The sequence below is a fragment of the Sphingopyxis sp. BSNA05 genome (assembly GCF_013265645.1).
In the GTDB taxonomy this organism is placed as follows: Bacteria; Pseudomonadota; Alphaproteobacteria; order Sphingomonadales; family Sphingomonadaceae; genus Parasphingorhabdus.
Genome location: NZ_PYIA01000085.1, coordinates 27,196 through 50,547 on the forward strand (window position 1 = coordinate 27,196; position 23,352 = coordinate 50,547).

Sequence of the window (23,352 nt, forward strand, 5' to 3'; positions counted from 1 at the left end):
TGGCGCTGCTAGTGCTGGCAGCCATGACGGACCCTACAGACAGCAAACCCAACCATCTCTATCTTGTTGACGGCTCGGCCTATATTTTCCGTGCCTATCACCGCCTGCCGCCGCTGACCAATGTCCGCGGCGAACCGGTCGGCGCGGTCTATGGCTATACGACGATGTTGTGGAAGCTCGCCGACGAGCTCAACAAGGCCGACGGTCCGACCCATATGGCGGTGGTGCTGGACAAGGCGGGAACCAGTTTCCGCAATGACCTCTACGACCAGTATAAGGCCAACCGGCCGGAGGCACCGGAGGATCTGAAGCCGCAATTTCCGATGATCCGCGACGCCACGCGGGCCTTTTCTCTGCCCCTGATCGAGGAAGAGAATGTCGAGGCCGACGACATGATCGCCTCTTATACCAAGGCGGCGCTGGCCGAGGGCTGGAAGGTCACGATTGTCTCGTCCGACAAGGATCTGATGCAGCTGATCGAGCCGCATGACGACAGCCGCGTCGACATGCTCGATACGATGAAGAACGCCCGGATGAACCGCGCCACGGTCGAGGAGAAATTCGGCGTCGGGCCGGAGAAGCTGGGCGATGTGCTTGGCTTGATGGGCGACAGTTCGGACAATATCCCCGGCGTGCCGGGCATCGGGCCGAAGACGGCGTCCAAATTGATCAACGAATATGGTGATATCGAAAGCGTTCTCGCCGCCGCGCCGGATATGAAGAAATCCAAGATGCGCGACAATCTGGTCGAATTTGCCGATCAGGCGCGGCTGTCGCGCGAGCTGGTGACCCTGCGCGAGGATTGCCCGCTGCCCGATACGCTGGAGAGTTTCCTCATTCAGGATATTCCCGATGGGCCGCTGCGCGAATTTCTGGCGGATCACGGGTTCAACAGCCTGCTCCGCAAACTGGGTGGCGACGGCCATGCCGAACCGCAAAATCCCGATGTGGCGGAGGAAGCCGGTACTCCGGTTGCCGCAAAATTGCCGGACGCACCGGCGATAGACCGCAGCACTTATGAATGTGTGCAGGAGATCGATACGCTGGACCAGTGGATCGCGCGGGCAACGGCGCAAGGCGTCTGCGCGGTGGATCTGGAAACCGACAGTCTCGAAAGCGTCACCGCGCGCATCGTTGGCGTCTGTCTGGCCACCGGTCCCAACGAGGCCTGCTATGTCCCGCTCGGTCATGGCAGCGGCGACATGTTCGGCGAGACGCCGCAGCAGATCGGGCTGGAGGAGGCGCTGGCGAAGCTGAAGCCGCTGCTCGAGGATGATGCGGTGCTGAAAGTCGGTCAGAATCTGAAATATGACATGGGCGTACTGGCCCAGCATGATATCCGGATCGCGCCGTTTGACGACACTTTGGTGATGAGCTTCAATCTCGATGCCGGCCTGCACGGCCACGGCATGGACGAGCTCAGCAAGCTGCATCTCGGGCACGAATGTATCAGCTTCAAGTCGCTCACCGGCACCGGCAAGAAGGCGATCGGCTTTGCCGAAGTGCCGCTCGACAAGGCCACCGAATATGGTGCGGAAGACGCTGATGTGACGCTGCGCCTGTGGGAAATATTGCGGCTGCGGATGGTCCCGGAACGGGCGACGCGCATCTACCAGATGGTCGACCGTCCGCTGGTGCCGGTGATTGCCGGGATGGAAGCCAGCGGCGTGCTGGTCGACCGTGAAGAACTGGCGCGGCTGTCCAAGACCTTTGCCGAGGAAATGGAAAAGCTGGAAGCGGATATCCACGAACTGGCGGGCGAATCCTTTTCCATTGGCAGTCCCAAGCAGCTTGGTGAAATCCTGTTCGGCAAGCTTGGTCTGAAGGGCGGCAAAAAGGGTAAGTCTGGTCAATATTCGACCGATGTCACGGTGCTCGAACGGCTGGCCGGCGATGGTGAACCGATCGCGCAAAAGGTGGTCGACTGGCGACAGCTGGCGAAGCTGAAATCCACCTATACCGATGCGCTGCAGGAGCAGATCAATCCGCAAACCGGGCGCGTCCACACCTCCTACAGCCTGAGCGGCGCGCAGACCGGTCGGCTGTCCTCGACCGAACCCAATTTGCAGAATATCCCGATCCGCACCGAGATCGGGCGGCAGATACGGCAGGCCTTTGTCGCTGCACCGGGCAATGTCATTCTCGCCGCCGACTATAGCCAGATCGAACTCCGGCTGGCGGCGCATATCGCCGATGTCGAGACGCTGAAAGAGGCCTTTGCCAATGGCGAGGATATCCATAACCGGACCGCGCGCGAGCTGTTCGGGGCCGAAGACCGCGACGCCCGCGCCCGTGCCAAGACGATCAACTTTGCCATTCTCTACGGCATCTCGCGCTGGGGCCTGGCCAAGCGGCTGGAGGTCGATCCGGATGAAGCGCAAGCGATGATCGATACCTATTTCGAGCGTTTCCCGGGTATCAATCAATATATTTCGAAGACGCTGCAATCGGTCCGTGAAACCGGCTATACCGAGACCCTGTTCGGTCGCAAGACCTGGTTCGAGCGGATCAAGTCCCCTAACCAGGCCGAACGGCAGGGCAGCGAACGCGCCGCGATCAACGCGCCGATCCAGGGCACCAGCGCCGACATCATCAAGCGGGCGATGGCGCGGATGCTGCCTGCGCTCGCCGATGCGGGACTGGATAAGGTCCGGATGCTGATGCAGGTCCACGATGAACTGGTCTTCGAATTGCCCGAGGGTGATGTCGAAGCCGCCAGCACGGTGATCCGCACGGTCATGTCCGGCGCGGCGGAACCGGCGGTAAAACTATCGGTGCCGCTGGATGTGGATATCGGGACCGGCAAGAGCTGGGACGAGGCGCACTAGGCGCCGGGTCAGGTCTTTATCCAGAAGCGGATGAAATAGCCGACCGTGCCGACGACCGCGACGCCCATCGCCCAATAAGCGAGCATCCAGAGCAGGCGCTTGGGCAAGGGCGCGCCGTCGGCGCTTTTGCCGTCGGTCGAGAGCGGATCAAAAGCCATTAGTGGTAACCGTCCGATCCGACCTTGCCACGGAACACCCAATAGGCCCAGGCGGTGTAGGCGAGGATGACCGGGACCATGATGGCCGCGCCGACCAGCATGAACAGCTGGCTTTCATAGGGAGCGGCGGCTTCCCAGATCGTGACCCGGCCGGGGATGACATCCGGCCACATCGAGACCGCAAGGCCAACGAGACACAGGCCGAACAGTCCGAGCGCGTAGAAAAAGGGTGCGGCTTCCTGCCGTTTGGAGAGGCTGCGGAAAACAGCACCGAGACGACCAGCGTCGCCAGCGGGATCTGCGCGGTGGCCAGTACGCCGGGATAGGCGAGCCAGCGGCTGTAATATTCTTCCTCGAGAAAGGGCGTGGCGGCGCTGACCGCGATGATCGCCAGTAACAATAAGATACCGAGCCGGCCGGCATAGCTGTAGCACTGGCGCTGCAGCGGGCCTTCGGTCTTCCAGATCAGCCAGCAGCAGCCGAGCAGCGCATAGCCGGCCAGCAGGGCAAAGCCGGTCAATATGCTGAACGGGGTCAGCCATTCCCACCAGCCGCCGGCATAGGCACGGCCTTCGACCGTGATGCCCTGCAAGAGGGCGCCGAGGGTGACGCCCTGCGCAAAGGTCGCGATCACCGATCCGGCGGTAAAGGCGAAGTCCCAGCGGGCCCGGTGCGAGGGATCGCGCCAGCGGAACTCGAAGGCCACGCCGCGCAGCACCAGACCCAGCAGCATGGCGATCAAAGGCGCGTAGAGCGCCGGGAGAATGATCGCATAGGCGAGCGGGAAAGCGGCCAGCAAACCACCGCCGCCCAATACCAGCCAGGTCTCATTGCCATCCCAAACCGGCGCGATGCTGTTCATCGCCGTGTCGCGGTCCTGGCCGACCTTGAAATTGGGAAAGAGGATGCCGATGCCGAGATCGAACCCGTCCATGATCACATAGACGACCACGGCAAAGGCGATGATGCCAGCCCAGATGATGGTCAGGTCGATGCCGTTCATGACGCTGCTCCTTCTTCATGATCCCCTTCGAGCACCGCCGCCGCCGGGGTGATCCCGGCCGAGCGGATCGGCGCGTCGTCCGGTGTCGGTTCGTGTGCCTCGGGCGTTTTGCCGCAAGCTTGAAAATATAGACGATGCCGGCGCCGAAGACGATGAAATAGACCACGACAAAGGCGAGCAGCGACATTGCGACGGCCGGTGCGTCCAGCGGCGCGGCGCTCTCGCTGGTGCGCAGCAGGCCATAGATGGTGAAGGGCTGGCGACCGACTTCTGTGGTCACCCAGCCGGCGAGCACGGCGATGAAACCCGACGGCCCCATCACCAGCGCGGCGCGGTGCAGCCAGGTCCAGTCGTACAGCTTCTTGCGCGTCCGGGCGAGCAGGCTCCACAGACCGATGCCGAGCATCGCAAAGCCGAGACCGACCATGATCCGGAACGCCCAGAAGACGATACCGACGGGTGGCTGGTCGGCTTCGGGAATCGTATCCAGCCCGGCCAGCGGCGCATTGAGGTCATGCTTGAGGATCAGCGACGAGGCCTTGGGGATTTCAATCGCATAATCGACCCGTTTCTCCTCGCTGTTGGGAATGCCGAACAGGATCAGCGGCGCGCCATCGGGGTGGCTTTCATAATGGCCTTCCATCGCCATCACCTTGGCCGGCTGATGCTCGAGCGTGTTGAGCCCGTGCAGGTCGCCCATGAATATCTGAGTCGGAGCGACCAGCGCCGCCATCCACATCGCCATCGAGAACATCTTGCGCGCGCCGGGGTTGGTCTTGTCTTTCAATAGATGCCAGGCCCCGACCGCACCAACCGCAAAAGCGGTGGTCAGATAGGCGGCCAGAACCGTGTGCACCAGACGATAGGGGAAGCTAGGGTTCCAGACAATGTCCCACCAGCCTGCTGCGGGCACGAACTGGCCGACATCATTGATCGCATAGCCGACCGGCGTCTGCATCCAGCTGTTCACCGAGAGGATCCAGAAAGCGGAGATGAAGGTGCCGATGGCAACGGCCAGCGTCGCGACAAAATGCAGCTTGCGCCCGACCTTGTTGATGCCGAACAGCATGACGCCGAGAAAACCGGCCTCGAGGAAGAAGGCGGTCAGCACTTCATAGGCCATGAGGGGGCCGATGATCGGTCCCGCCTTGTCGGAGAAGACCGACCAGTTGGTGCCGAACTGGTATGACATGACGATCCCCGAGACGACGCCCATCGCAAAAACCACGGCGAAGATTTTCAACCAGTAGCGGTAGAGATTGGCGTAGACGCCCTTGTCGGTTTTCAGCCACAATCCTTCCAGAACCGCGAGATAGCTGGCGATGCCGATGGTGAAAGCGGGAAACAGAAAGTGGAAACTGACGGTGAAGGCGAATTGCACACGCGCCAGAAGAATTGCGAGTTCATTGTCGATCATATCAGGCCTCTTGCCTTCCAAATATCAATATCAGTGTCGGCGTTATCTTCGTTTTCCGCAATTGCAATAATCGCAGTATAAGCTTCGTTTTGCGAAAGAAAAACCTGCCCGGAGAGCTGCTCCAGAAAATGCGAGCGCTTCAGCGCGTCCATCACCGGTCCCTTGACCTCCGAGAGGTGCAGGGAGATGCCGGCATCCGCCAGACGGTGGTTGATCGCCTCGATGCTTTCCAGCGCGGAGGCATCGATCGCGTTGACCGCCGAGCACATCAGGATGACGTGGCGGACGCTTTTCTGCTCGGCGACCTGTTCGAGGATGAATTCCTCGAGCCAGCGCGCGTTGAGATAGGTCAGGCTTTCGTCGATCCGGATGGTCAGGATGCGGGGATCGGTGAAGACCTTGTGCCGGTTGACGTTGCGGAAATGCTCGGTTTTGGGAACCCGGCCGACGATGGCGGCATGGGGCCGCGAGCTGCGCCACAGGAACAGCGCGAGGCTGAGGCCGACGCCCGCGATCACGCCCGGTTCGACGCCGGCGAGCAGAGTGACAATGATGGTCGCGGCCATGGCGGCAAAGTCCATTTTCGAATAGCGCCAGATCGTTCGCGGCGTCTTGAAGTCGACCAAGCTCAGCACCGCAACGATGATGGTTGCGGCCAGCGTGGCGATGGGTAACGAGGCGAGCAGCGGCGTGAGGAACAGCGCCGCCAGAGCGATGCCGACGGCTGTGAAAGCCCCGGCTGCGGGCGTCTCCGCACCGGCATCGAAATTCACCACCGAACGGGCGAAACCGCCGGTGACCGGATAGCCGCCGGAGAAGGCTGCCGAGATATTGGCGGCGCCCAGACCGATCAATTCCTGATCCGGATCAATCCGCTGACGGCGCTTGGCGGCCAATGTCTGACCGACAGAGACGGATTCGACAAATCCGATTATGCTCAACAGCAGCGCCGGTATCGCCAGCGTTTTCCACAGTTCCAGATCGACCAGCGGAACCGAGAAAGGCGGCAGGCTCTGCGGAATATCGCCGACCACGCTGACCCCCTTGGCCTCCAGATCGAACATTATCGTGGCGATGGTCGAAACGGCAACGGCGGCAATCGGCCCGGCCTTGGCCAGCAGCTCCGCCGGGCGCGCGGGAATGCCGATCCGCATCAGCAACGGCTTCAGACCCTTGCGGACCCAGAAGAGAAAGGCGGTCGCCGAGACGCCGATGATCAGCGTCGGGATATTGGTGGTGCCGATGGTTGCGGCAATGCTGGACAGCAGTTCGGGCATGGCCGCGCCGCTCGCCTTGATCCCGAAAATCGACTTCAGCTGGCTGGTTGCGATGATGATGCCGCTGGCGGTGATGAAGCCCGACACCACCGGATGGGAGAGCAGATTGGCCAGAAAGCCGAGTTTGAATATGCCGAGAAGCAGCAGGAACAGACCGGAGAGCAAAGCCAGAACCAGGGCGGCAGCAATGAAGTCGGCACTACCGGGAGCGGCAATGGCGCTGGCGGCGGTCAGGGTCATTAGCGAGACCACCGCCACCGGGCCGACCGCCAATGTCCGGCTGGTCCCGAAGATCGCATAGGCGATCAGCGGCAGGATCGAGGCATAGAGCCCGATCTCTGGCGGCAATCCGGCGAGCATGGCATAAGCCAGGCTCTGCGGGATCAGCATGATCGTGACGATGATCGCGGCGACGCCGTCATTGGTCAGCGTGGTGCTGTTATAACGGCTGCCCCAGTCGAGGATAGGCAAATAGCGGGCGATTTTCATGGGCCCGGCTTATTCCGCGCCGATCCGGTGCGGTTTGACCATCCATTCGCGGCCCTTGAGCATGCCATGCCAGTAGACCGGCGGCAGGATCGTGTCCTTGAGCAGCCACGACAGCCGCGATGGCCGCGTCCCGTCGATCAGCCAGTTGGGGAAGCTGGGGAGCAATTTGCCGCCATAGCCGAATTCGGCGAGCACGACCTTGCCGCGCTCGACCGTCAGCGGGCAGCTGCCATAGCCATTATAGTCGGCAATCGGCGGCTTGCCCTCTAGTGCGGCAAGCGCGTTGACTGTAACCACCGGCGCCTGTTTGCGGACGGCGGCCATGGTTTTGGCATTGGGCGCGCTGCACGCGTCGCCGAGCGCAAATATATTGGTATATTTTACGTGCCGCAGGGTGTCCGGATCGACATCGACGAAACCGCTTTCGGCAGCCAGCGGACTGGAGCGGACAAAATCGGGCGCCACTTGTGGCGGGACGACATGGATCATGTCGAACTTTATCTCGACCCTTTTGATTTCCTCGCCACGTTTCTGTTCAAATGTGGCAATCTGGGCCGGGCCGTCGACCGCCACCAGTTTGGACTCGAGATTGAGATGGACGTCATAGCGTTCAACATATTCCATCAGCGCCGGCACATATTCCTTTACGCCAAACAATACCGCGCCTGTATTGTGGAACTGCACGTCGATATCGCCCAGAACGCCCTGTTTTTCCCATTTGCTGCAGGACAGATACATCGCCTTTTGCGGCGCGCCGGCGCATTTGATCGGCATTGGCGGCTGGGTGAACAAGGCGGTTCCGCCCTTCAAGTCTTTGACCAGCCGATAGGTATAAGGCGCGAGATCGAAGCGGTAATTGGACGTGACACCGTTTTTGCCGAGGGTCTCGGGCAATCCGTCGATGGCTTCCCAGTCGAGCTTGATGCCCGGGCAGACGATCAGCACGTCATAGCTGATATTCTGTCCGTCGGCTGTCGCAACGGAGCTATTTTCAGGATCAAAAGAGCTGACTGCAGATTTGATCCACTGCGCACGTCTGGGGATCAGGTCCTTTTCCTTGCGGTGGGTGAATTCGGCGGAAAAGGCCCCGCCGCCAACCATGGTCCAGCCGGGCTGGTAATAATGGTCGTCGGCCGGGTCGATAATCGCGAGCGAGATAGTCTTGTTCCGCTTGAGCATGCTGGCGGCGGTCGCGATACCGGCGGAGCCGCCGCCGACGATCACGACGTTGAATTTTTCGCGGCCGACGATGTGTCGGCCGTTTTGGCCTGCGCCATCTCGGTCAGTTTTGTCGACCGGGCACCGGAACGGCAATAGGCGAGAACCGGGGCCGGAAGATCCTGCAGCGCGGCTGCCATTTTCTCTCCGTCCTGATCGGTGATCGCGCCTGACACTGCCGGTACATAAGCGAACTGCAGGCCGGATTCCTTCGCAGCTTTTGCCACGACAGCAGAACGGGGATGGTCGCCTTTCTCCTCGTCGGGGCGGTTGCAGATGATCGATTTGAAGCCGGCTTTCGCCAATGCCGCGACATCGCTGAGCTCCAGTTGCGGCGATACGCTTACGGTGTCACTCAACTTCGTGATTTCTGGCTTGCTCGTCATTGGACATCCTTCACTATCGTGTCTCTGCTTAACTTGTCACCCGGTGCGCGATCATGCCGGCCAGCAAAGCGCCGACGAAGGCCAGAGCGGGCAGGGGGTTGATGGCCAGATCGGCGAGACCTGGTCCCGGACAGAGGCCGCTGATTCCCCAGCCGGTGCCGAACAGCACTGCGCCGATGGTCAGCTTGCGGTCGATCAGCGTGGTGCCGGGCAACGAAAAATGCGCGTCGGCAAAGGGCTTGTCGAGCCGCCGCTGGATGATCCAGGCAATGGCCATCGGGATCATCGCGCCGCCCATGACAAAGGCAAGGGTCGGGTCCCAGCGACCGAAGAGATCGAGAAAGCCCTGAACCCGCGCCGGATCGGCCATGCCCGAGAAGGCCAGGCCGGCACCGAATAAGGCTCCGGCGAAAAGGGCTACCAAAATCTGTTTCATAGCAAGCCTCCTGCGCGCATCAGCGCGACCGTGATAAAGCCGCTGGCCATGAAGATGGCGGTGGCGATCAAGGAGCGGGGCGACAGGCGCGACATGCCGCAGACGCCGTGGCCGCTCGTGCAGCCCGAACCAAGCCGCGTGCCATAGCCGACCAGCAGGCCGCCAATGACCAGCGGAATGACCGAGGGTGGAAAGCGGGTCTCGATCCCGCCGGTGAGCTGGGCGATTATGAAGGCTCCCAGCGGCAAGCCAATAACAAAGGCTATGGCTATGCCGCGCGGCGCTCCGCCATCGGCAATACCGGTGGCGCGCGCCGCCAGTCCGCTGACTCCGGCGATGCGACCGAGGCCGAGCAGCATCACTGCGGCTGCGACACCGATCATCAGTCCGCCGATCAGCCTTCCAGCGGCATGGCGTGGGGAAAGGCTCCGAGCATCAGACGCCGTTCAACGGAACTTTGAGGTAACGCACGCCATTGTCTTCCTCGGGCGGCAGATGGCCGGCCCGCATATTGACCTGTACCGAGGGCAGGATCAGTCGCGGCATATTCAGCGTCTTGTCACGTTCGGTCCGCATTTTGACAAATTCGTCCTCGGTCACTCCGTCATGCGCATGGATATTATTCTTCCGCTGTTCCGCAACCGTGGTTTCCCACACATATTCGTCGCGGCCTTCCGGCAGATAGTCATGGCACATGAACAGGCGGGTGGTGTCGGGCAACGACAACAGGCGCCGCATCGACCGGTAAAGCTTGCGTGCGTCACCGCCGGGGAAATCGGCCCGGGCGGTTCCGTAATCCGGCATGAACATCGTATCGCCCACGAAGACCGCATCGCCGATGACATAGGCGATATCGGCCGGCGTATGGCCGGGCACGTGCATCACCGTCACATCGAGATTGCCGATCTTGAACGTGTCGCCATCGGCGAACAGGCGGTCAAAATCCGAACCGTCGCGCTGGAATTCGGTTCCGGCGTTGAACAATTTGCCGAACACGTCCTGCACCGTCACGATATGCTCGCCAATGGCAATCTTGCCGCCGAGCTTTTCCTGCAGATAGGGCGCAGCCGACAGATGGTCGGCATGGGCATGGGTTTCGAGCAGCCACTGGACCGTCAGGCCCTGTTCCTTGACATAGGCAATCACCTCGTCGGCGGACTCGAAGGACGTCCGGCCGGAAGCCGGGTCGAAATCGAATACGCTGTCGATGATGGCGGCGCATTTCGTCTCCTTGTCGTGCACCACATAGGTCACCGTGAACGTCGGCTGATCGAAAAAAGCCTGGATAACGGGGATATGTTGCTGCGCGCGGGAGATTTGTTCCGTTGCATGAATCAGTGCCGAATCAGTCATAGATAATTCCTCAAATTCATATTTACATAAACTATGTAATACATTATATGTGTTGCGTCAATATGCCAACACTGCCAATTCCCGGGAGAGGTGAAAATTAATGTCAGACGCGTTGCAGGTAAAGTCAGGGTCATTGCGTATAGGGGACGTCGCCCCGGACTTTGAGGCGCGCACCACCCGTGGCCCGGTCAAACTTTCGGATTATCGCGGGCGGTGGCTGATCTTCTTCTCGCATCCCGCCGATTTCACCCCGGTCTGCACCACCGAATTTGTCGCTCTGGCACGTCATCAGGACCGGTTCGAAGCCATGGACTGTGCTTTGCTCGGCCTGTCGGTGGACAGCCTCTATTCCCATCTCGCCTGGGAGCGGGCGATCGAGGACAAGTTTGACGTTAAAATCCCTTTTCCGATTGTCGAGGACCCCAGCATGGCGGTCGGCCGTGCCTTTGGCATGATCGACGAAACCGCCGCCGATTCTGCGGCGATGCGGACCAGTTACTTTATCGATCCCGAAGGCGTGGTCCGCGCAACCACCTGCTATCCGCACAATGTCGGGCGTTCGGTTGACGAGATGATCCGCCTGCTCGCCGCCCTGCAACTTGCCGACAAGGCCGATGTCCTGATCCCCGAAGGTGGCAGCCCGGTGATGATGTGCTTCAGATCCCGCCGCTCTCGGAGACGGACATCAGCCGGGAGGACGACTGGTTCTGCCACAAGGTGAAGGCCCCGTGACGGCGATTTACGAAAGCCGCGACCGCGCCGATACCGCGACCGAGAAGCTGAAAATCTTCGCCCAGCCGCAGCGGCTGATGATCCTGTCCTTTCTGTTGCGCGGCGAAAACAGCGTCAGCGAGATCGATGCCGCAACCGGTATCGGCCAGCCGGCGCTCAGCCAGCAGCTCGCGGCGCTGCGACAGGCGGATGTCGTGAAGACCCGCCGCGAGGGCAAGCAGATCTGGTATGATCTTGCCGACGATGCCTCGCGCCTCTGTGTGCGGACGATGGAGGCCCTGCTGACCGACAAGCCCGATCCGCAGCAGATCATGGAGCGGCGACCAGAACCGTCGCGCCGAAGAAAAACCGGTCACCGGTACGGGGACGGCCGGCTTCGCGAAAATATTATAGAGCAGGAACACGCGCATGAGCAACGACAGCAATATTTCAGGTCAGCAACCGCAGGAATTGAAACCGGAAGACTGGGCCGGTGAAATGGGGCTCAAATGGCTGGCCAGCCTGTCGCTGTTCGAAGAGATGATCGCCCCGATAGGCGAGGCTTTGCTGGCGCGCGCCGCTTATCGGGACGGCGAATCGGTGATCGATCTGGGTTGTGGTGGCGGCGCCACGACGCTGGCCATCGGCGAGGCAGTTGCGCCCTCCGGCAAGGTCATGGGTCTCGATATTTCGCCGGACCTGATCGCCGCCGCGCGGGAACGGGCCGACAGGTCCGATGCCGGCAACGTAGAATTTACCTGCGCCGACGCCGCCACGGTGCAATTGCCGGATGCGCCTTATGACCGGCTCTTCTCCCGCTTCGGCAGCATGTTTTTTGAGGAGCCGGTCAGCGCTTTCAAAAATCTCCACGCTCTGGTCCGCCCAGGCGGGCGCATCGATCTGGCGGTCTGGGGGCCGCCACGCGACAATCTGTGGATGATGGAAATGATGGGCGTCGTCAGGAACCATGTCGACATCCCCCCGGCGGTGCCGCGCGCACCGGGCCCCTTTGCCTTCGAGGATCTGGAATATCTCGGCGAGATACTGGGCGGCAGCGGCTTCACCAATGTCGATGTCGCCGCCTATGAAGCCCTGCAACCGGTCGGCGGAATCGGCGCCACGCCGGAGAAAGCCGTCGAATTCGCCTTTGCCTCGATGGCGGTCGGCCGCGCGCTGAGCGACAAGGGCGACGCGGTCATTACCGCCGCCAGCAAGGAACTGGCCGACGTTTTGCGCGGCACCATATACCCGGCAAGGGCGTGATGATGAAAGGCAACGTCTGGCTGGTATCGGCAACCGCCTGAATTTCACCGGAGTGACTTGCTTTTACGCCCTGACAGGCTAAATTTGTCCGGACAAATTGCGAAGGGATCGGATTGATGGTGGCGGGATATATGCTTCTCCAGGCGGCAGCACTGGCGACAGCTCCGGATGCGGGGTCTGATATTGCCGACCTGCTGTCCGGCACGTTCAGCAACGAGGAACAGGTCTATTTCGAAAAAGACGCCGGCCGCGCGGCCCCGCCCTGGCTGTCGCTCCGCATCTCTCGGAACAAGGATGGCCTGACGTTGGAGCCGATTGATGCGTATGGAGAGGCAATTGGTGCAACCAAGCCTGTTGTCATCTCCGCTGGTGAAGCGCGCAGCACGGTTCGGGTCGGGTCTTGCAGCCGCTATTTCGAACGGACCGGTGAGGGCTGGCGCTATGGCGCGGTGCAGAATCGGATGGCCTGCAAGCAGGACTATCAGATCATTGCCGTCAATCCCGACGGCGTCCGGCTGCGTCTGAACGACGGTTCCGAGACAAGCCTGAAACGGGCAAGGCCGGTGCAATGCTGGGCGGCGATTCCGAAGGCAGACGGCAGCACCGACTGGGTCTTCGCTGGCGATCTGGCATTGCATGACCAGGGTGGCCGTGCGCGCGTCGGGGGTGGTGACAGCGGCGCCGAAGCGGTGACATTGCGGATGCGGGCGGTGCACTGGCCCGCGCCCAGCCGCAACCGGCCGAGCATGGTGCTCTACGTGCACAAGCAGGACCCCGACCGGGCCGAGAGCTATAGCTGGGCCGATATCGACGCAAGCCGGGTTGGCCTCAATCTGCGCTGGATGCAGGCCAGCTGCACGATTCCCGGCGCCGAGCGGCCGTCCGGACCCGGCGCCGACTAGATCCGCGAGCTACTCGACCGGCGGCTCGAACAAGCCGGCGTCGATATCGCCATTGACCCTTGTCTCGGTCCAGAATACTTCGTTCGCCTTGCGCCCGTCGTAATAAAGAGTGACGTGGCGGGCCTGCAACCAACGCGGATTCTGCAGCTCGACAAAATCGTCGTACAGTCTCTGATGCCAGCCCTTGGGCGTGCGAAAGCCCATGGAACGGATGGCATGGCTTTCCCGGTCAACGCCGAACAGGGTCTGTCCCCCGCCCGGATCGGTCAGCTGCACCATGTAAAGCGCATGGCCCGCTAAGGCGTCGTCGGGCATTCTCGTGGCGACAAAGCCCGGCTTGCCGGCGTGGCGGATGATCCCGAAACCGAAATTGCTGGCCCAGAACCGGTCTGCCTCTGCCTTGGGTGTGATCCCGCGTTCGGTCCAGGTCGTTTCACCATCGAAACCGACCTCGAAGACCAGCCGGTCGCCGGATTTTGCGATGATCCTGACCTTGCCGTCCGCGCCATGGGCGACTTCCCGATCGGGATCGAATATCCGCCACATCCGGTAATCATCGGCCACCGCGCGTGGTTCATAGCCCGTTTCGCCATAGAATATCGCGCGGCCTGACAGACTCAGCGTGCGCGCATTGGCCCATTGGTCACCCCCGGCCGCCTCCCGCGCCAGCGCCAATATCTCCGCACCGGTTGGCGCGGTTTCCGACTGTGCCTGCGCTGCCGGCATGGCCAGCGCGAACAAGGCCAGCAGCAATGGTGCATATAATCTCAAACGGTTCATCACGAGTCTCCCGAAACAAGAAAGCCGCCCAATCGGACGGCTTTCTTTTACTGATCGTTCAGGCGTCGAGGCCTCAATATCTGGCTGACAGCACCACGCCGAAACGGCGGCCGGGGCGAAGGCCCGCAGTAAAATTCCGTTTGAAGGATTCGTTGCCGTCGGCGTAGCGGAGAATCTGCGCCACCGAATCCTCGTCGGTCAGATTCTTGACATAGCCCTGGATTTTGAAATTCTCGTTTTCAAATCCGATGCGGAAATCGGCCACGGCAGATCCTCCGGTTTCGGCCAGATTGTGAACCTGAGCATAGCTGGAGGAAACCAAGGAGATATTGGCGCCGGTAAAGAAGGTCCAGTCGCTCGATCCCAGCGGCATCCGGTAATCCACATCGGCAAAGACCTGATGCACGGGCGCGCGGGGAATTCTCTTGCCCTTGATCGAACCGAACAGCGACTGGCAACCGGCGGTGTCGGGGAACTGGTCGCCGGTGGAGCAGTTGACCAGACCATCATCCAGCACATCGTTCAGCACGCCCTGGTTCTCGTCAAAGCCCGACTTGAACTTGCTGTCGGCCAGTGCATAATTGGCGGTAAAGGTCAGATTGTCGCTGGGCCGGGCGACAATCTCCAGCTCCATACCGACGACCCGTGCCTTGCCCGCGTTAACGACAGCGGAGACGACGCTGGTCGGCGATTGCACATTCTGGGTCAGCTGATAGCCCGTGATCGTATTGTGGAATGCCGCGAGATTGACGGTCAGGGCGCGGTCAAGAAACTGGTTTTTCGAACCGATTTCAAAGGCGTCGACATCCTCTGCCTCATAGGATGGCACATCGGCCTGAATAGCGGTGACGCCATTGAAGCCACCGGGCTTCTGTCCCTGGGCGAACGATGCATAGAGCAGATTATTCGGCGTCGCCTGCCAGCCGAGCAGCACCCGCGGCGAGAATTTCTTGAACGTGGTGCCGACGCTCACGGGTGTGGCTGGCGGATCACCGTCGTTGCGGGCGATGGTCATCTGTTCGACTTTTTCCTCTGCATATCGTCCTTCGACGCTCAGGGTCAGGGTTTCGGTAAGATCAAAGCTTGCCGCTCCGAACAGTGCCCAGTTGCGGATGTCGTAGTTATTCTCGTTGCGCGGAACAACGACAACACCGGCCGCGGCGGGATCGGTCAGAAAGGTGAAGAAGCATCCGGCCGCAGGCGAGCAAAGCGCCGCGCGACGTGCTTCCGAATTGGCCAGAGCCAGAGCGTTGGCATTGGCCGGCAGTTCGCGGATGTCCCGGCTGTCATCAGACTGGTCGAAATAATAGCCGCCCACCATGATATCAAACCGGTCTCCGTCGTAAGCGAGACGCAATTCCTGCGACCAGTCCTCGGTCTCTGCGGCGCTGGCAAAAGAGAAATCGGTCGGTCCGCCGTTTACGATGCCGATGCCGGCACCGGCCGGGAAAGTGGCGAAGGTGGAAGCCTGAAAGCTGCCTGCGCTATAGTCGCCGTCGGTCACGAGGCTGTTCTTGACCTTGTTATAGCCGGTCAGGGAGGTCAGCGTCAGCTGATCGGACAGTGCATATTCCATTTTCAGACTGGCGTTGAAGGTCTTCACATCAAGTCCGACATCCTCGCCGTCGTTGGCAAATTGGCGGGTATAGTCGGTGTTGATCTCGGCGGGTTTGATCGTGCCGCAGAAATAGCGCCCGCCGCCGGCGTAAAACCGCCATTGTCGAAATAGCAATTATTGTCGCTCGCGCTGGTCGAGAAAATGGCCGGCTGGCCGTCGTCGGTGCGGTTATAATAGGTGCGCAACTGGGCGGTGAAGGGGCCGCCATCATCATAGGCAAGGCCGGCGGAGAAGGAATAGGATTTCTGCTTGCCGATCTTGCTGCCGTCATACTGGTTGGTATATTCGCCACCATTGGTGAAATAGCGGCCGGAGGCGAAGGCACTGATCGAGTCGGTTACCGGACCGCGAAGATTGGCGGTGAAATCATAGCGGTCATGTTCCGAGATGTCGGCCGAGACGCTGCCGGTCAGGCGGTCCGCGGTGGTTTTGGAAATGATATTGATCGCACCGGAATAGGTGTTCCGTCCGTAGAGCGCGCTTTGCGGGCCCTTCACGACTTCGATGCGTTCGATATTGTCGACATTATAGTCGCCCACCGAACCGCTGAAATAGATGCCGTCGATAAATACGGCGACGCCGGATGACCCCAGAACATTCGCCTGTCCGCGAATAACCGGGCGGTTGGCGTCGCGTCCCAGACTGTCATCGAAGGTCAGACCCGCAGTGGTCTTGGAAATGTCGGCCACGCTGTTCAGTGCGAGATTGTCGATCGATTCGGAGGTCACGACAGCCACTGCGGTCGGCACTTCCTGAAGATTTTCGGAGACCTTGCGGGCGGTCACGATGATCATGTTCGAATCACCGGCGCCCTCGCCGGATACCGGTTGCGCGATAGCGGATGCCGGCACGGTCGCTGCCGCAGCCAAAAGCAAATATTTATAAGAAATTTTCATAAGAGTTCTCCCTGATACCAGCATCGCTGATTTGCATTTCCTCCATCGCGGGAGTCTCACTGCTTTGAGAATTTGTCCAGACAAATTATTTTTTGGGCATCTATAGCAGCGGACTGTAACAATTTTGCAACGCACAACTTGCCAGTCTGGCGCAAAATCGCGGCTTCGCCGGCCCGATCCTCCGGCGTCTGAACCCGCCGGATTCCGCAAATCATTTAGGCATTGCAATCAATCATAATGCAGCTAATTTGTCCAGACAACTTTTGGAGATATGATATGCCCGCCTATATGATCGTGACAGCCGCAATTGGCGACAGGGAGGCTTTTATCAGCGGATATGGCGCCGCAGCGGGTGCTCTGGTCGAAAAATTCGGCGGCAAATATGTCCTGCGTGGTCCGGGCGCCGAGCTGCTCGAAGGCGACTTTGGCGATGGCGCTTCCATGGTCATTTCCGAATGGCCCGACAAGGCGGCAGCCAAGGCGTTCTGGGAAAGTCCTGAATATCAGGAAGCCAAAAAGCTCCGTGAAGGTGTCGCGGATGTCCAGGTTCTTCTGATCGAAAGCCCCCGGATCAATGACTGATATTATCAAACGCACCACGCTGATGGTCCGTGACGGCGACCGCGCATCGCATTGGTATGAAAATGTTCTCGGTATGACAAAGTGGATGGATACGCCCTTCACCCTGTCGGGAACCCAGCTCGCTGCAGGCAGGAAAGGCGACCAGACCCGGCTCATCATTCTCAAATGCCAGGACGATCTCATCGGCATGATCGGCCTGCTCGAATGGCTGGATCCGAAAATGGACGCGCCGGCGGAATTGCCCACCGAAATACAGTTCGGCGCTCCTGTCTTTGTCGTGGCATCGGAAGATGCAAAGGGTGCGCTGGAACGAGCGCGGGCGCTGGGATCACGGATCCATTGCGAACCGCGCGAATGGACGGTTACCGGCGCTGACGGCAAGCAAAAGGACATGATTGGCTGTTCCTTCTGGGATCTGGACGGCTATTTCTTCGAAGTGAACCAGGTCGTGAAGGTTCACGGCTAGGTGAGCGGTGACGGCCTCGATGCATTTGATTCCCTGTCCGCAGACAAGCGGATAGATGATAGCGCCAATTACCAGTGGCGCGTCGCATCGCGGCCGGTCGGCAATGTCGTACCTTCCGATTTTCAGTGGACCGTGACCGATATTCCCGAGCCCGGTGCAGGCGAAGTGCTGCTCAGAACCCATTATCTCGGTCTCGCGCCGGTCATGCGATTCTATATGCAGGGCACGGGCGCCGCCGGCGAGCGGGCGCTTGAACCGGGCGATGTAATCCACGGGCGGGGCGTGGCGCAGATCGTGAAATCCCGCCATCCCGACTGGCAGGAAGGCGAGATGGTGCAGGGCCAGCTGGCTGGCAGACCTACAAGGTTTCCGGGATGACCGCGCAGGAGAAATTCTTCAAGATGCCGCACAACGGGCTACCCGCCGCTTTGGGTGTCGGAGTATTGGGCATGACAGGACTCTCGGCCCATGCCGGGCTTTTGCCTGTGGCGATCCGCGGCAAGGCGACCGGATGGTGCTTTCGGGTGCTGCCGGCGGAGTCGGATCGATGGTCAGCCAGATGGCCGCCAATGTCGCCGGCTGCGAGGTCATCGGACTGGCGGGCGGAGCGGCAAAATGCGCTTTCATCCGGGACCATGGCTGTTTGCAGGCGATCGACTATAAAGCGGAGGATATCGGGCGGCGTCTGGATGCACTGCTGCCCGATGGCATTGATCTCTATTTCGACAATGTCGGCGGCGAGACGCTGGCGGCCTGTCTTGAACGGCTCCGCATGCACAGCCGCATCGTGCTGTGCGGATCGATCAGCGAATATACGCGAGAAGAACCTTTCGGTCTCACCAACTATACCCGGCTGCGCGCTACCGAAAGCCGGATGCAGGGCTTTTTCGTCTATAACCATCTCGGCAACTGGCAGAAGGTGATGGATGATCTGGCGGGATGGATACATGATGGCCGTCTGAAGCCGGTGCAGGATATTGAGGACGGATTCCAGAATATGCCGCGCGCGCTCGCCAATCTATATTATGGCCGCAATGTCGGCGTCCAATGTTGTTCGGTTCGCGGTGAGCCGGCGCAGTGGAATTGAGGAGAATGATATGACCGAAAACCGGCAGTGCGGTTCCAGCGCGCAAATTTCGTGGTCGAGGATGTCGACAAGGCGTTGACTTTCTATCGCGACGTACTCGGTTTCGAGGTGACCTTCCGCAAGGGCCATAATCCGCAAAGCTATTCGATACCCGTGTTTGAAATCCCCGACGGGGCCGAGCTTGATTTTGCCATACTCTCGCTGCCCGGTCAGCCGCGCATCATGGCGCTGTCTGGAATAGGGAAAATAAGGCTCGAGCCGGTCCCCTATCCCCGGCGCAGCGCGATCGTGCTCGATGTCGCCGATCCGGACAAGGTGATGGCTCAAAGCGCCGCGCTTGGCCTGACCGTATATGAGGAAGGCCGCCTGGAAACGCACGACGGTCGCATCGGACGGGAAATCGGCATAGTCGACTTCGACGACAATCTGGTCGTCATCTATCTTATTCCGGACAGCCAGTAATGAGCAGCGAGGCGGCGGCCGGAGCCGTAATGCCGGGGACGGACGGCGCAGGGCTTCCGCCGGCCCGGCCCTATCCGAGTTCGGCAGCCGGCTGGTTCCTCGTCGTGATGCTGACCATCGCCTATATTTTCAGCTTCGTGGACCGTTACATCCTTGGCCTGCTGATCGAACCGATCAAGGCGGAATTCGGCCTGTCCGACCGCTCCATCGGCTGGCTGCTCAGCGCCTTCACATTGGTCTACGGTTTCGTCGGCATCTTCATGGGCTGGCTGATCGATCGCGGCAAGCGGATCTGGATCGTGTCAATCGGTGTCGGCCTCTGGTCGATCGCGACCGTTGCCACCGGCACGGCCAAGAATTTCGCGCAGCTGTTCGCCGCCCGCATGGGGGTCGGCGTCGGCGAAGCGACCCTGAGCCCGGCGACATTCTCGATGATCGGCGACAGTTTTCCGGCGGAGAAACGCGGCAAGCCGATCGCCTTCTATTCCTCGGCCTTGCCGATCGGCGCCGGCCTGGCGTCCTTGCTGAGCGGCGCTATCATCGCCTGGACAGCATCGGGCGGCACGCAGTCGCTGCCTTTCTTCGGCGAACTGTCACCCTGGCGATTCACCCTGATCCTGGTCGGGCTGCCGGGACTGGTCTTCGCGCTGTTCTTCCTGCTGATGAAAGAGCCCGCGCGCCGTCCGGCGGCCGCCGCCTCCGACGTGATCAGCGGCAGCGGCTTTACCGACGCGCTCAAATATATCTGGCGCAACCGGCTCCTCTATCTCGGCTTCCTGCTGCTGATCGGCACAATGACCACGATCGCCTATAGCCAGGGCTTTCTGGCACCCACCTTTGAAAGGACCTGGGGCTGGTCACCGCAAAATATGCCTTCGTCAACGGTGTCGCCCTGCTCGTCATCGGTCCCGCCAACATGTTGCTGATGGGCAGCATTTCCGACTGGTGGACCCGCAAGGGCGTGAAGGATGCCGCCTTGCGGCTGCTGTTCATTGGCTTTCTGATCATGGTGCCGACCGCGTCGCTTCCGCTTTTTATGCCGACCGCCGAGCTCGCCTTCGCGATCCTGTGCATCAACACCGTCGGCATCGGCATCGTTTCGGCCATCGGTGTAACGGCCCTGCTGGTGATCACGCCTGCCCAGGTGCGCGGCCAGATCGTCGCGATCTATTATCTGTCGATCAGCTGGTTCGGTTCGCTGGGCCCGATCGTGGTCGGCGAATTGTCGAGCAGTGTCTTCGGCGAGGAGAATATCCGCTATGCGGTCGCAGCCGTACCGTTTACTTTCGGTTTCATACCGTTTCTGATGATGCCGCTGACTCGGCGTCTCTACCGGGCCCAGATGGAACGGCTGGGGGATGGCGCCGGATGATCCGCAAAGGCTATTCGGATGGCCCTTTTGGCCAGATCCACTGGCGAATGCTGGAACCGGAACAGACGCCTTCGCGGCCCGATCTCTATTGCCTGCATCCCGCCCCGTTCAGCGGTCTTGCCTTTACCACGATCATGCCGTTCCTCGCGCGGGGACGCCGGGTAATTGCACCGGATTTTCCCGGCCACGGCGGCTCGGACTCTTTTCGCCCGGACCCGGCGATTGCCGAATATGCACAGGCCATGCGAGCGGTGGTGGCGGACCTTTCCGGCCAGGGGCCGGTGGATGTCACGGCCTTTCACAGCGGCAATCTGGTCGCAACCGAAATGGCCGGCGACCGGGGCGCACAGGTGCGCAAGCTGGCGCTGGTCGACGTCCCGGCTTTCGTCTCCGATGTCCGTGCAAAATTTCTTCCCGGTGCCGCCCGCCCGTTTGAAATCACGGCGGATATCCTGTGTCTGGAAAAAGCGTGGGATCTCGGCATGACCAAGCGGTTGCCAAGCCAGGGCCCGGACCGCAGCTTCGCAATGTTCACCGAACAATTGCGCCACGGCACGGCGATGAACGCCGCTTTTCACGCTGCCTTCACCTATGATGTGGAAGGCCGCCTGCCGATGGTTGCCTGCCCGGCTCTGATCTTGGCAACGCAGTCCGGATTGCTCGAGGCCACCCGCCGCGCTGCAGGCCTGATAGCATCCGCCCGGCTTGTCGAAAGGCTCGATATCAAACGTGCCGTGCTTGACGAGGCGGCGGACAAGACCGCAACAGAAATACTAACCTTCCTAGACGAGGACTCCCGATGAAAACATTTGCTATCTATTGCACCGACAATCCCGATACGGCCGAGAAAAGGCTCGACGCGCGAGCGGCCCATTTTGCCCATATGGAAAAGATGCTGGAGCATTTTCTTATCGCCGGGCCGCTGCTCGACGAGCAGGGCGTGACGGTCGGATCCATGCTGGTCGTGAAAGCCGAAACCGCGGCTGAAGCGCGCAAATTTCCGGAAGCCGATCCTTATCATGCCGCCGGTATCTGGGCCGACATCCGGGTCACCGAATTCATTCCCGCGGCCGGCGACTGGATCGGTGGCAAAATCTGGTAGACCTGTCCGCAACAAGGAAAAGGCGTAAAAAATGACCCGCATCAGACCATTGTCGCTGGCCGAGATGCCCGACGAAACGCAGGCCGCCCTGAAATTTTCCGAAAATCTGATGGGCTATGTGCCGAATTCGGTGATGACCATGGCCCGTTGGCCGGAGCTGCTGGCCGCCTTTCGCGGTCTGGTCTCTGTGATCTACGGGGAGAGCGCGATCGACAACGGCCTCAAGCGGATGATCGGCGCGGTGGTGAGCGCGGCTGCCGGATGCCGCTATTGCATGGCGCATAGCACGCTCGGGGCGCGGGACGTTGGTGTTGACGAGGAAAAGGTGAAAGCCGTCTGGGACTATCAGACCAGCGATCTGTTCAGCGCCGCAGAACGGGTCGCGCTCGATCTCGCCTTTGCCGCCGGACAGGTTCCCAATGCAGCGACCGACGGGCATTTTGCGGCGCTGGACGCTCATTATGACGATCGGCAGAAGACCGAGATCATGGCGGTGATCAGCATGTTCGGCTTCCTCAACCGCTGGAACGACACGCTCGCCACCGGCCTCGAGGACAAGCCGCTGGACTCTGCCAGCACCTTGTTCACCCCGGACCAGTGGCAAGCGGGCCCGCATCGCCCGACATGATTGTGGCCGGTCCGCTAGCCGATCTCGATCAGCTCCAGCAATTCGCCGGCCGGTCCGATGGTCGTGGCTGACCGGCGTCCGGCATAGGGCGCTGCTTGATTGACTTGGGGCGGGGTGATCCACTCGGCTTCGATCCGGTCGAAATCCTCTACCGCCAGGCTGACCAGCGCATTGCCCGGTGGCAACATACCATCGTGTCGAGCCCGTGCCGTCGTCTCAGCGGGATAATCATCGACCTCGACGATCGGCAGGCGGTCTTTCTGTACCATCGTCAGGTCGGACAATGTGTCTGCCGGCTTTCCGAAGGCGTCGTTTATCATACTGTAGGCCAGGGTATAGGTGTCGGCCTCGGTCAGATCGAGATTGTCGCAATACCATTGCACGGTTGCGGCCCGATCCGGGGTCGCCAGAATGACGATGAATATATGGTCGGTCAGGCATTGTGCCTGGGGAAGATCGGAAGACGGCGTATTCTCCCGCACCTCGTTGAGATAGACCATTTCCCGGCCGGTCCCCAGCACCTGCATCGGCACGAAATAGGGCAGCCCTTCCAGCTCCTTGGGCGGGCCGACAATATCGAAACCGCTGCCGGTCAGACGGTCCGGCCATCCGAATACATCCTGCACCGTCAGCTCGAAGGCCGCCCAGCCATAGGTCGTGGTGGGTTTGAATCCGGGATGATCGGGCTGCTCGACCAGCCGCAGATGACAGTCGGCTCCGCTGACCGGCTGCAATATCGCCATCGGCGCGCCGGCGCTCTTCGGGCAGCCCCAGCTTTCCGCCAGCCCGGAGGACAGGGGGCCCTGTTCGACCAGAGTCATACCGAGGATATCGCGATAGTCCCGCAGCGCGGCGTCCAGGTCAGGCACGACGGACAGACCGCCCAGTATCGCGCCATGTTGCAGATGATGGGTCATA

23 protein-coding genes and 5 pseudogenes are annotated in these 23,352 nt (G+C 60.7%); 15 read left to right on the top strand and 13 right to left on the bottom strand.

The genetic code is table 11. The annotated features are described in order from the left end of the window. The first annotated feature begins 23 nt into the window (after positions 1–23). A complete protein-coding gene (gene polA, locus C8024_RS09505; protein WP_173204421.1) occupies positions 24–2,828 on the top strand; it encodes a DNA polymerase I in 2,805 nt (934 codons plus the stop codon). 8 nt (positions 2,829–2,836) lie between these two features. On the opposite strand, the gene C8024_RS09510 is transcribed toward polA, so the two are convergent. The 9 genes and pseudogenes from C8024_RS09510 to C8024_RS09550 all read right to left on the bottom strand — a co-directional run bounded on the left by C8024_RS09510 (position 2,837) and on the right by C8024_RS09550 (position 10,565). Next, entirely contained in the window at positions 2,837–2,986 is a 150-nt protein-coding gene (locus C8024_RS09510) for a DUF2474 domain-containing protein (RefSeq protein WP_173204423.1), read from the bottom strand. Then, positions 2,986–3,989 (bottom strand): annotated as a pseudogene (gene cydB, locus C8024_RS09515) (cytochrome d ubiquinol oxidase subunit II). The gene C8024_RS09510 and the pseudogene cydB overlap by 1 nt, the downstream one beginning before the upstream one ends. Continuing rightward, positions 3,986–5,406: pseudogene (locus C8024_RS09520) on the bottom strand (cytochrome ubiquinol oxidase subunit I). Before C8024_RS09520 ends, cydB begins: the two co-directional pseudogenes overlap by 4 nt. After that, positions 5,403–7,172, bottom strand: a pseudogene (locus tag C8024_RS09525) (SulP family inorganic anion transporter); the annotation flags it as partial. The pseudogenes C8024_RS09525 and C8024_RS09520, both read right to left, overlap by 4 nt. Positions 7,173–7,181: 9 nt before the next feature. Continuing rightward, positions 7,182–8,396: an FAD/NAD(P)-binding oxidoreductase gene (locus C8024_RS09530; RefSeq protein WP_367947261.1), complete on the bottom strand. Its 1,215-nt coding sequence runs from the start codon at positions 8,394–8,396 to the stop codon at positions 7,182–7,184. Next, complete coding sequence (locus C8024_RS23310) at positions 8,393–8,776, bottom strand: TIGR01244 family sulfur transferase (protein WP_173204434.1); 384 nt, start codon at positions 8,774–8,776, stop codon at positions 8,393–8,395. Before C8024_RS23310 ends, C8024_RS09530 begins: the two co-directional genes overlap by 4 nt. Before the next feature lie 28 nt (positions 8,777–8,804). Next, positions 8,805–9,212, bottom strand: coding sequence for a DUF6691 family protein (locus C8024_RS09540; RefSeq protein ID WP_173204436.1), 408 nt, complete (start codon positions 9,210–9,212; stop codon positions 8,805–8,807). After that, positions 9,209–9,648 (bottom strand): annotated as a pseudogene (locus C8024_RS09545) (YeeE/YedE family protein). Before C8024_RS09545 ends, C8024_RS09540 begins: the two are co-directional and overlap by 4 nt. After that, entirely contained in the window at positions 9,648–10,565 is a 918-nt protein-coding gene (locus C8024_RS09550) for an MBL fold metallo-hydrolase (protein ID WP_173204439.1), read from the bottom strand. Before C8024_RS09550 ends, C8024_RS09545 begins: the two are co-directional and overlap by 1 nt. 100 nt (positions 10,566–10,665) lie before the next feature. Here C8024_RS09550 and C8024_RS09555 point away from each other — a divergent pair. From C8024_RS09555 to C8024_RS09570, 4 genes and pseudogenes are all read left to right on the top strand, one after another. Continuing rightward, positions 10,666–11,297, top strand: a pseudogene (locus C8024_RS09555) (peroxiredoxin). Continuing rightward, positions 11,294–11,773 (top strand): metalloregulator ArsR/SmtB family transcription factor, encoded by a 480-nt coding sequence (locus C8024_RS23315; protein WP_173204440.1) that lies wholly within the window; start codon positions 11,294–11,296, stop codon positions 11,771–11,773. The pseudogene C8024_RS09555 and the gene C8024_RS23315 overlap by 4 nt, the downstream one beginning before the upstream one ends. Then, a complete protein-coding gene (locus C8024_RS09565; protein ID WP_254305763.1) occupies positions 11,706–12,539 on the top strand; it encodes a class I SAM-dependent methyltransferase in 834 nt (277 codons plus the stop codon). Before C8024_RS23315 ends, C8024_RS09565 begins: the two co-directional genes overlap by 68 nt. A gap of 116 nt (positions 12,540–12,655) precedes the next feature. Next, positions 12,656–13,441, top strand: a complete 786-nt coding sequence (locus C8024_RS09570; RefSeq protein WP_173204441.1) for a hypothetical protein — start codon at positions 12,656–12,658, stop codon at positions 13,439–13,441. A gap of 9 nt (positions 13,442–13,450) precedes the next feature. Here C8024_RS09570 and C8024_RS09575 read toward each other — a convergent pair whose 3' ends face one another. From C8024_RS09575 to C8024_RS23320, 3 genes are all read right to left on the bottom strand, one after another. Next, positions 13,451–14,221 carry a hypothetical protein gene (locus C8024_RS09575; RefSeq protein ID WP_173204442.1) on the bottom strand — a complete coding sequence of 257 codons (771 nt, stop codon included), beginning with the start codon at positions 14,219–14,221 and terminating at the stop codon, positions 13,451–13,453. A gap of 73 nt (positions 14,222–14,294) precedes the next feature. Continuing rightward, complete coding sequence (locus C8024_RS09580; RefSeq protein ID WP_367947267.1) at positions 14,295–15,896, bottom strand: TonB-dependent receptor; 1,602 nt, start codon at positions 15,894–15,896, stop codon at positions 14,295–14,297. Then, on the bottom strand, positions 15,821–16,735 hold the full coding sequence (locus C8024_RS23320; protein WP_367947262.1) for a TonB-dependent receptor plug domain-containing protein: 915 nt from the start codon (positions 16,733–16,735) through the stop codon (positions 15,821–15,823). The genes C8024_RS09580 and C8024_RS23320 overlap by 76 nt, the downstream gene beginning before the upstream one ends. A gap of 276 nt (positions 16,736–17,011) precedes the next feature. Between C8024_RS23320 and C8024_RS09585 the strand changes: the two genes are divergently transcribed. From C8024_RS09585 to C8024_RS09630, 10 genes are all read left to right on the top strand, one after another. Continuing rightward, complete coding sequence (locus C8024_RS09585) at positions 17,012–17,317, top strand: DUF1330 domain-containing protein (RefSeq protein WP_173204445.1); 306 nt, start codon at positions 17,012–17,014, stop codon at positions 17,315–17,317. Continuing rightward, positions 17,310–17,783 carry a VOC family protein gene (locus tag C8024_RS09590; protein WP_173204447.1) on the top strand — a complete coding sequence of 158 codons (474 nt, stop codon included), beginning with the start codon at positions 17,310–17,312 and terminating at the stop codon, positions 17,781–17,783. Before C8024_RS09585 ends, C8024_RS09590 begins: the two co-directional genes overlap by 8 nt. After that, the gene (locus tag C8024_RS09595; RefSeq protein ID WP_173204449.1) at positions 17,784–18,161 is read left to right on the top strand and encodes a hypothetical protein; all 378 of its coding nucleotides are present in this window, start codon (positions 17,784–17,786) and stop codon (positions 18,159–18,161) included. A 133-nt stretch (positions 18,162–18,294) separates the two neighbouring features. Further along, positions 18,295–18,870 carry an NADP-dependent oxidoreductase gene (locus C8024_RS09600; RefSeq protein ID WP_173204452.1) on the top strand — a complete coding sequence of 192 codons (576 nt, stop codon included), beginning with the start codon at positions 18,295–18,297 and terminating at the stop codon, positions 18,868–18,870. A gap of 27 nt (positions 18,871–18,897) precedes the next feature. Then, a complete protein-coding gene (locus tag C8024_RS09605; protein ID WP_173204455.1) occupies positions 18,898–19,332 on the top strand; it encodes a VOC family protein in 435 nt (144 codons plus the stop codon). A 29-nt stretch (positions 19,333–19,361) separates the two neighbouring features. Further along, positions 19,362–20,258: an MFS transporter gene (locus C8024_RS09610; protein ID WP_217272128.1), complete on the top strand. Its 897-nt coding sequence runs from the start codon at positions 19,362–19,364 to the stop codon at positions 20,256–20,258. Next, on the top strand, positions 20,249–20,704 hold the full coding sequence (locus C8024_RS09615; protein ID WP_173204461.1) for a hypothetical protein: 456 nt from the start codon (positions 20,249–20,251) through the stop codon (positions 20,702–20,704). The genes C8024_RS09610 and C8024_RS09615 overlap by 10 nt, the downstream gene beginning before the upstream one ends. Further along, the gene (locus C8024_RS09620; RefSeq protein WP_173204465.1) at positions 20,701–21,507 is read left to right on the top strand and encodes an alpha/beta fold hydrolase; all 807 of its coding nucleotides are present in this window, start codon (positions 20,701–20,703) and stop codon (positions 21,505–21,507) included. The genes C8024_RS09615 and C8024_RS09620 overlap by 4 nt, the downstream gene beginning before the upstream one ends. Beyond that, positions 21,504–21,806, top strand: a complete 303-nt coding sequence (locus C8024_RS09625) for a YciI family protein (protein ID WP_173204468.1) — start codon at positions 21,504–21,506, stop codon at positions 21,804–21,806. The genes C8024_RS09620 and C8024_RS09625 overlap by 4 nt, the downstream gene beginning before the upstream one ends. 31 nt (positions 21,807–21,837) lie before the next feature. Then, positions 21,838–22,434 carry a carboxymuconolactone decarboxylase family protein gene (locus tag C8024_RS09630; protein WP_173204471.1) on the top strand — a complete coding sequence of 199 codons (597 nt, stop codon included), beginning with the start codon at positions 21,838–21,840 and terminating at the stop codon, positions 22,432–22,434. A gap of 14 nt (positions 22,435–22,448) precedes the next feature. Here C8024_RS09630 and C8024_RS09635 read toward each other — a convergent pair whose 3' ends face one another. Then, on the bottom strand, positions 22,449–23,351 hold the full coding sequence (locus C8024_RS09635; RefSeq protein ID WP_173204474.1) for a VOC family protein: 903 nt from the start codon (positions 23,349–23,351) through the stop codon (positions 22,449–22,451). Position 23,352: the final 1 nt, after the last annotated feature.

Excerpts from the sequence above, each read along its gene's own strand:
- polA (WP_173204421.1), top strand. The coding sequence starts at position 24 with ATGACGGACCCTACAGACAGCAAACCCAACCATCTCTATCTTGTTGAC.
- C8024_RS09615 (WP_173204461.1), top strand. The coding sequence starts at position 20,249 with ATGTTGCTGATGGGCAGCATTTCCGACTGGTGGACCCGCAAGGGCGTG.
- C8024_RS09600 (WP_173204452.1), top strand. The coding sequence starts at position 18,295 with ATGGTGCTTTCGGGTGCTGCCGGCGGAGTCGGATCGATGGTCAGCCAG.
- C8024_RS09635 (WP_173204474.1), bottom strand. The coding sequence starts at position 23,351 with ATGACCCATCATCTGCAACATGGCGCGATACTGGGCGGTCTGTCCGTC.
- C8024_RS09625 (WP_173204468.1), top strand. The coding sequence starts at position 21,504 with ATGAAAACATTTGCTATCTATTGCACCGACAATCCCGATACGGCCGAG.
- C8024_RS09630 (WP_173204471.1), top strand. The coding sequence starts at position 21,838 with ATGACCCGCATCAGACCATTGTCGCTGGCCGAGATGCCCGACGAAACG.
- C8024_RS09590 (WP_173204447.1), top strand. The coding sequence starts at position 17,310 with ATGACTGATATTATCAAACGCACCACGCTGATGGTCCGTGACGGCGAC.
- C8024_RS09570 (WP_173204441.1), top strand. The coding sequence starts at position 12,656 with ATGGTGGCGGGATATATGCTTCTCCAGGCGGCAGCACTGGCGACAGCT.
- C8024_RS23310 (WP_173204434.1), bottom strand. The coding sequence starts at position 8,776 with ATGACGAGCAAGCCAGAAATCACGAAGTTGAGTGACACCGTAAGCGTA.
- C8024_RS09610 (WP_217272128.1), top strand. The coding sequence starts at position 19,362 with ATGCCGGGGACGGACGGCGCAGGGCTTCCGCCGGCCCGGCCCTATCCG.
- C8024_RS09565 (WP_254305763.1), top strand. The coding sequence starts at position 11,706 with ATGAGCAACGACAGCAATATTTCAGGTCAGCAACCGCAGGAATTGAAA.
- C8024_RS09620 (WP_173204465.1), top strand. The coding sequence starts at position 20,701 with ATGATCCGCAAAGGCTATTCGGATGGCCCTTTTGGCCAGATCCACTGG.
- C8024_RS09585 (WP_173204445.1), top strand. The coding sequence starts at position 17,012 with ATGCCCGCCTATATGATCGTGACAGCCGCAATTGGCGACAGGGAGGCT.
- C8024_RS23320 (WP_367947262.1), bottom strand. The coding sequence starts at position 16,735 with ATGAAAATTTCTTATAAATATTTGCTTTTGGCTGCGGCAGCGACCGTG.
- C8024_RS09540 (WP_173204436.1), bottom strand. The coding sequence starts at position 9,212 with ATGAAACAGATTTTGGTAGCCCTTTTCGCCGGAGCCTTATTCGGTGCC.
- C8024_RS09575 (WP_173204442.1), bottom strand. The coding sequence starts at position 14,221 with ATGAACCGTTTGAGATTATATGCACCATTGCTGCTGGCCTTGTTCGCG.
- C8024_RS09510 (WP_173204423.1), bottom strand. The coding sequence starts at position 2,986 with ATGGCTTTTGATCCGCTCTCGACCGACGGCAAAAGCGCCGACGGCGCG.
- C8024_RS09550 (WP_173204439.1), bottom strand. The coding sequence starts at position 10,565 with ATGACTGATTCGGCACTGATTCATGCAACGGAACAAATCTCCCGCGCG.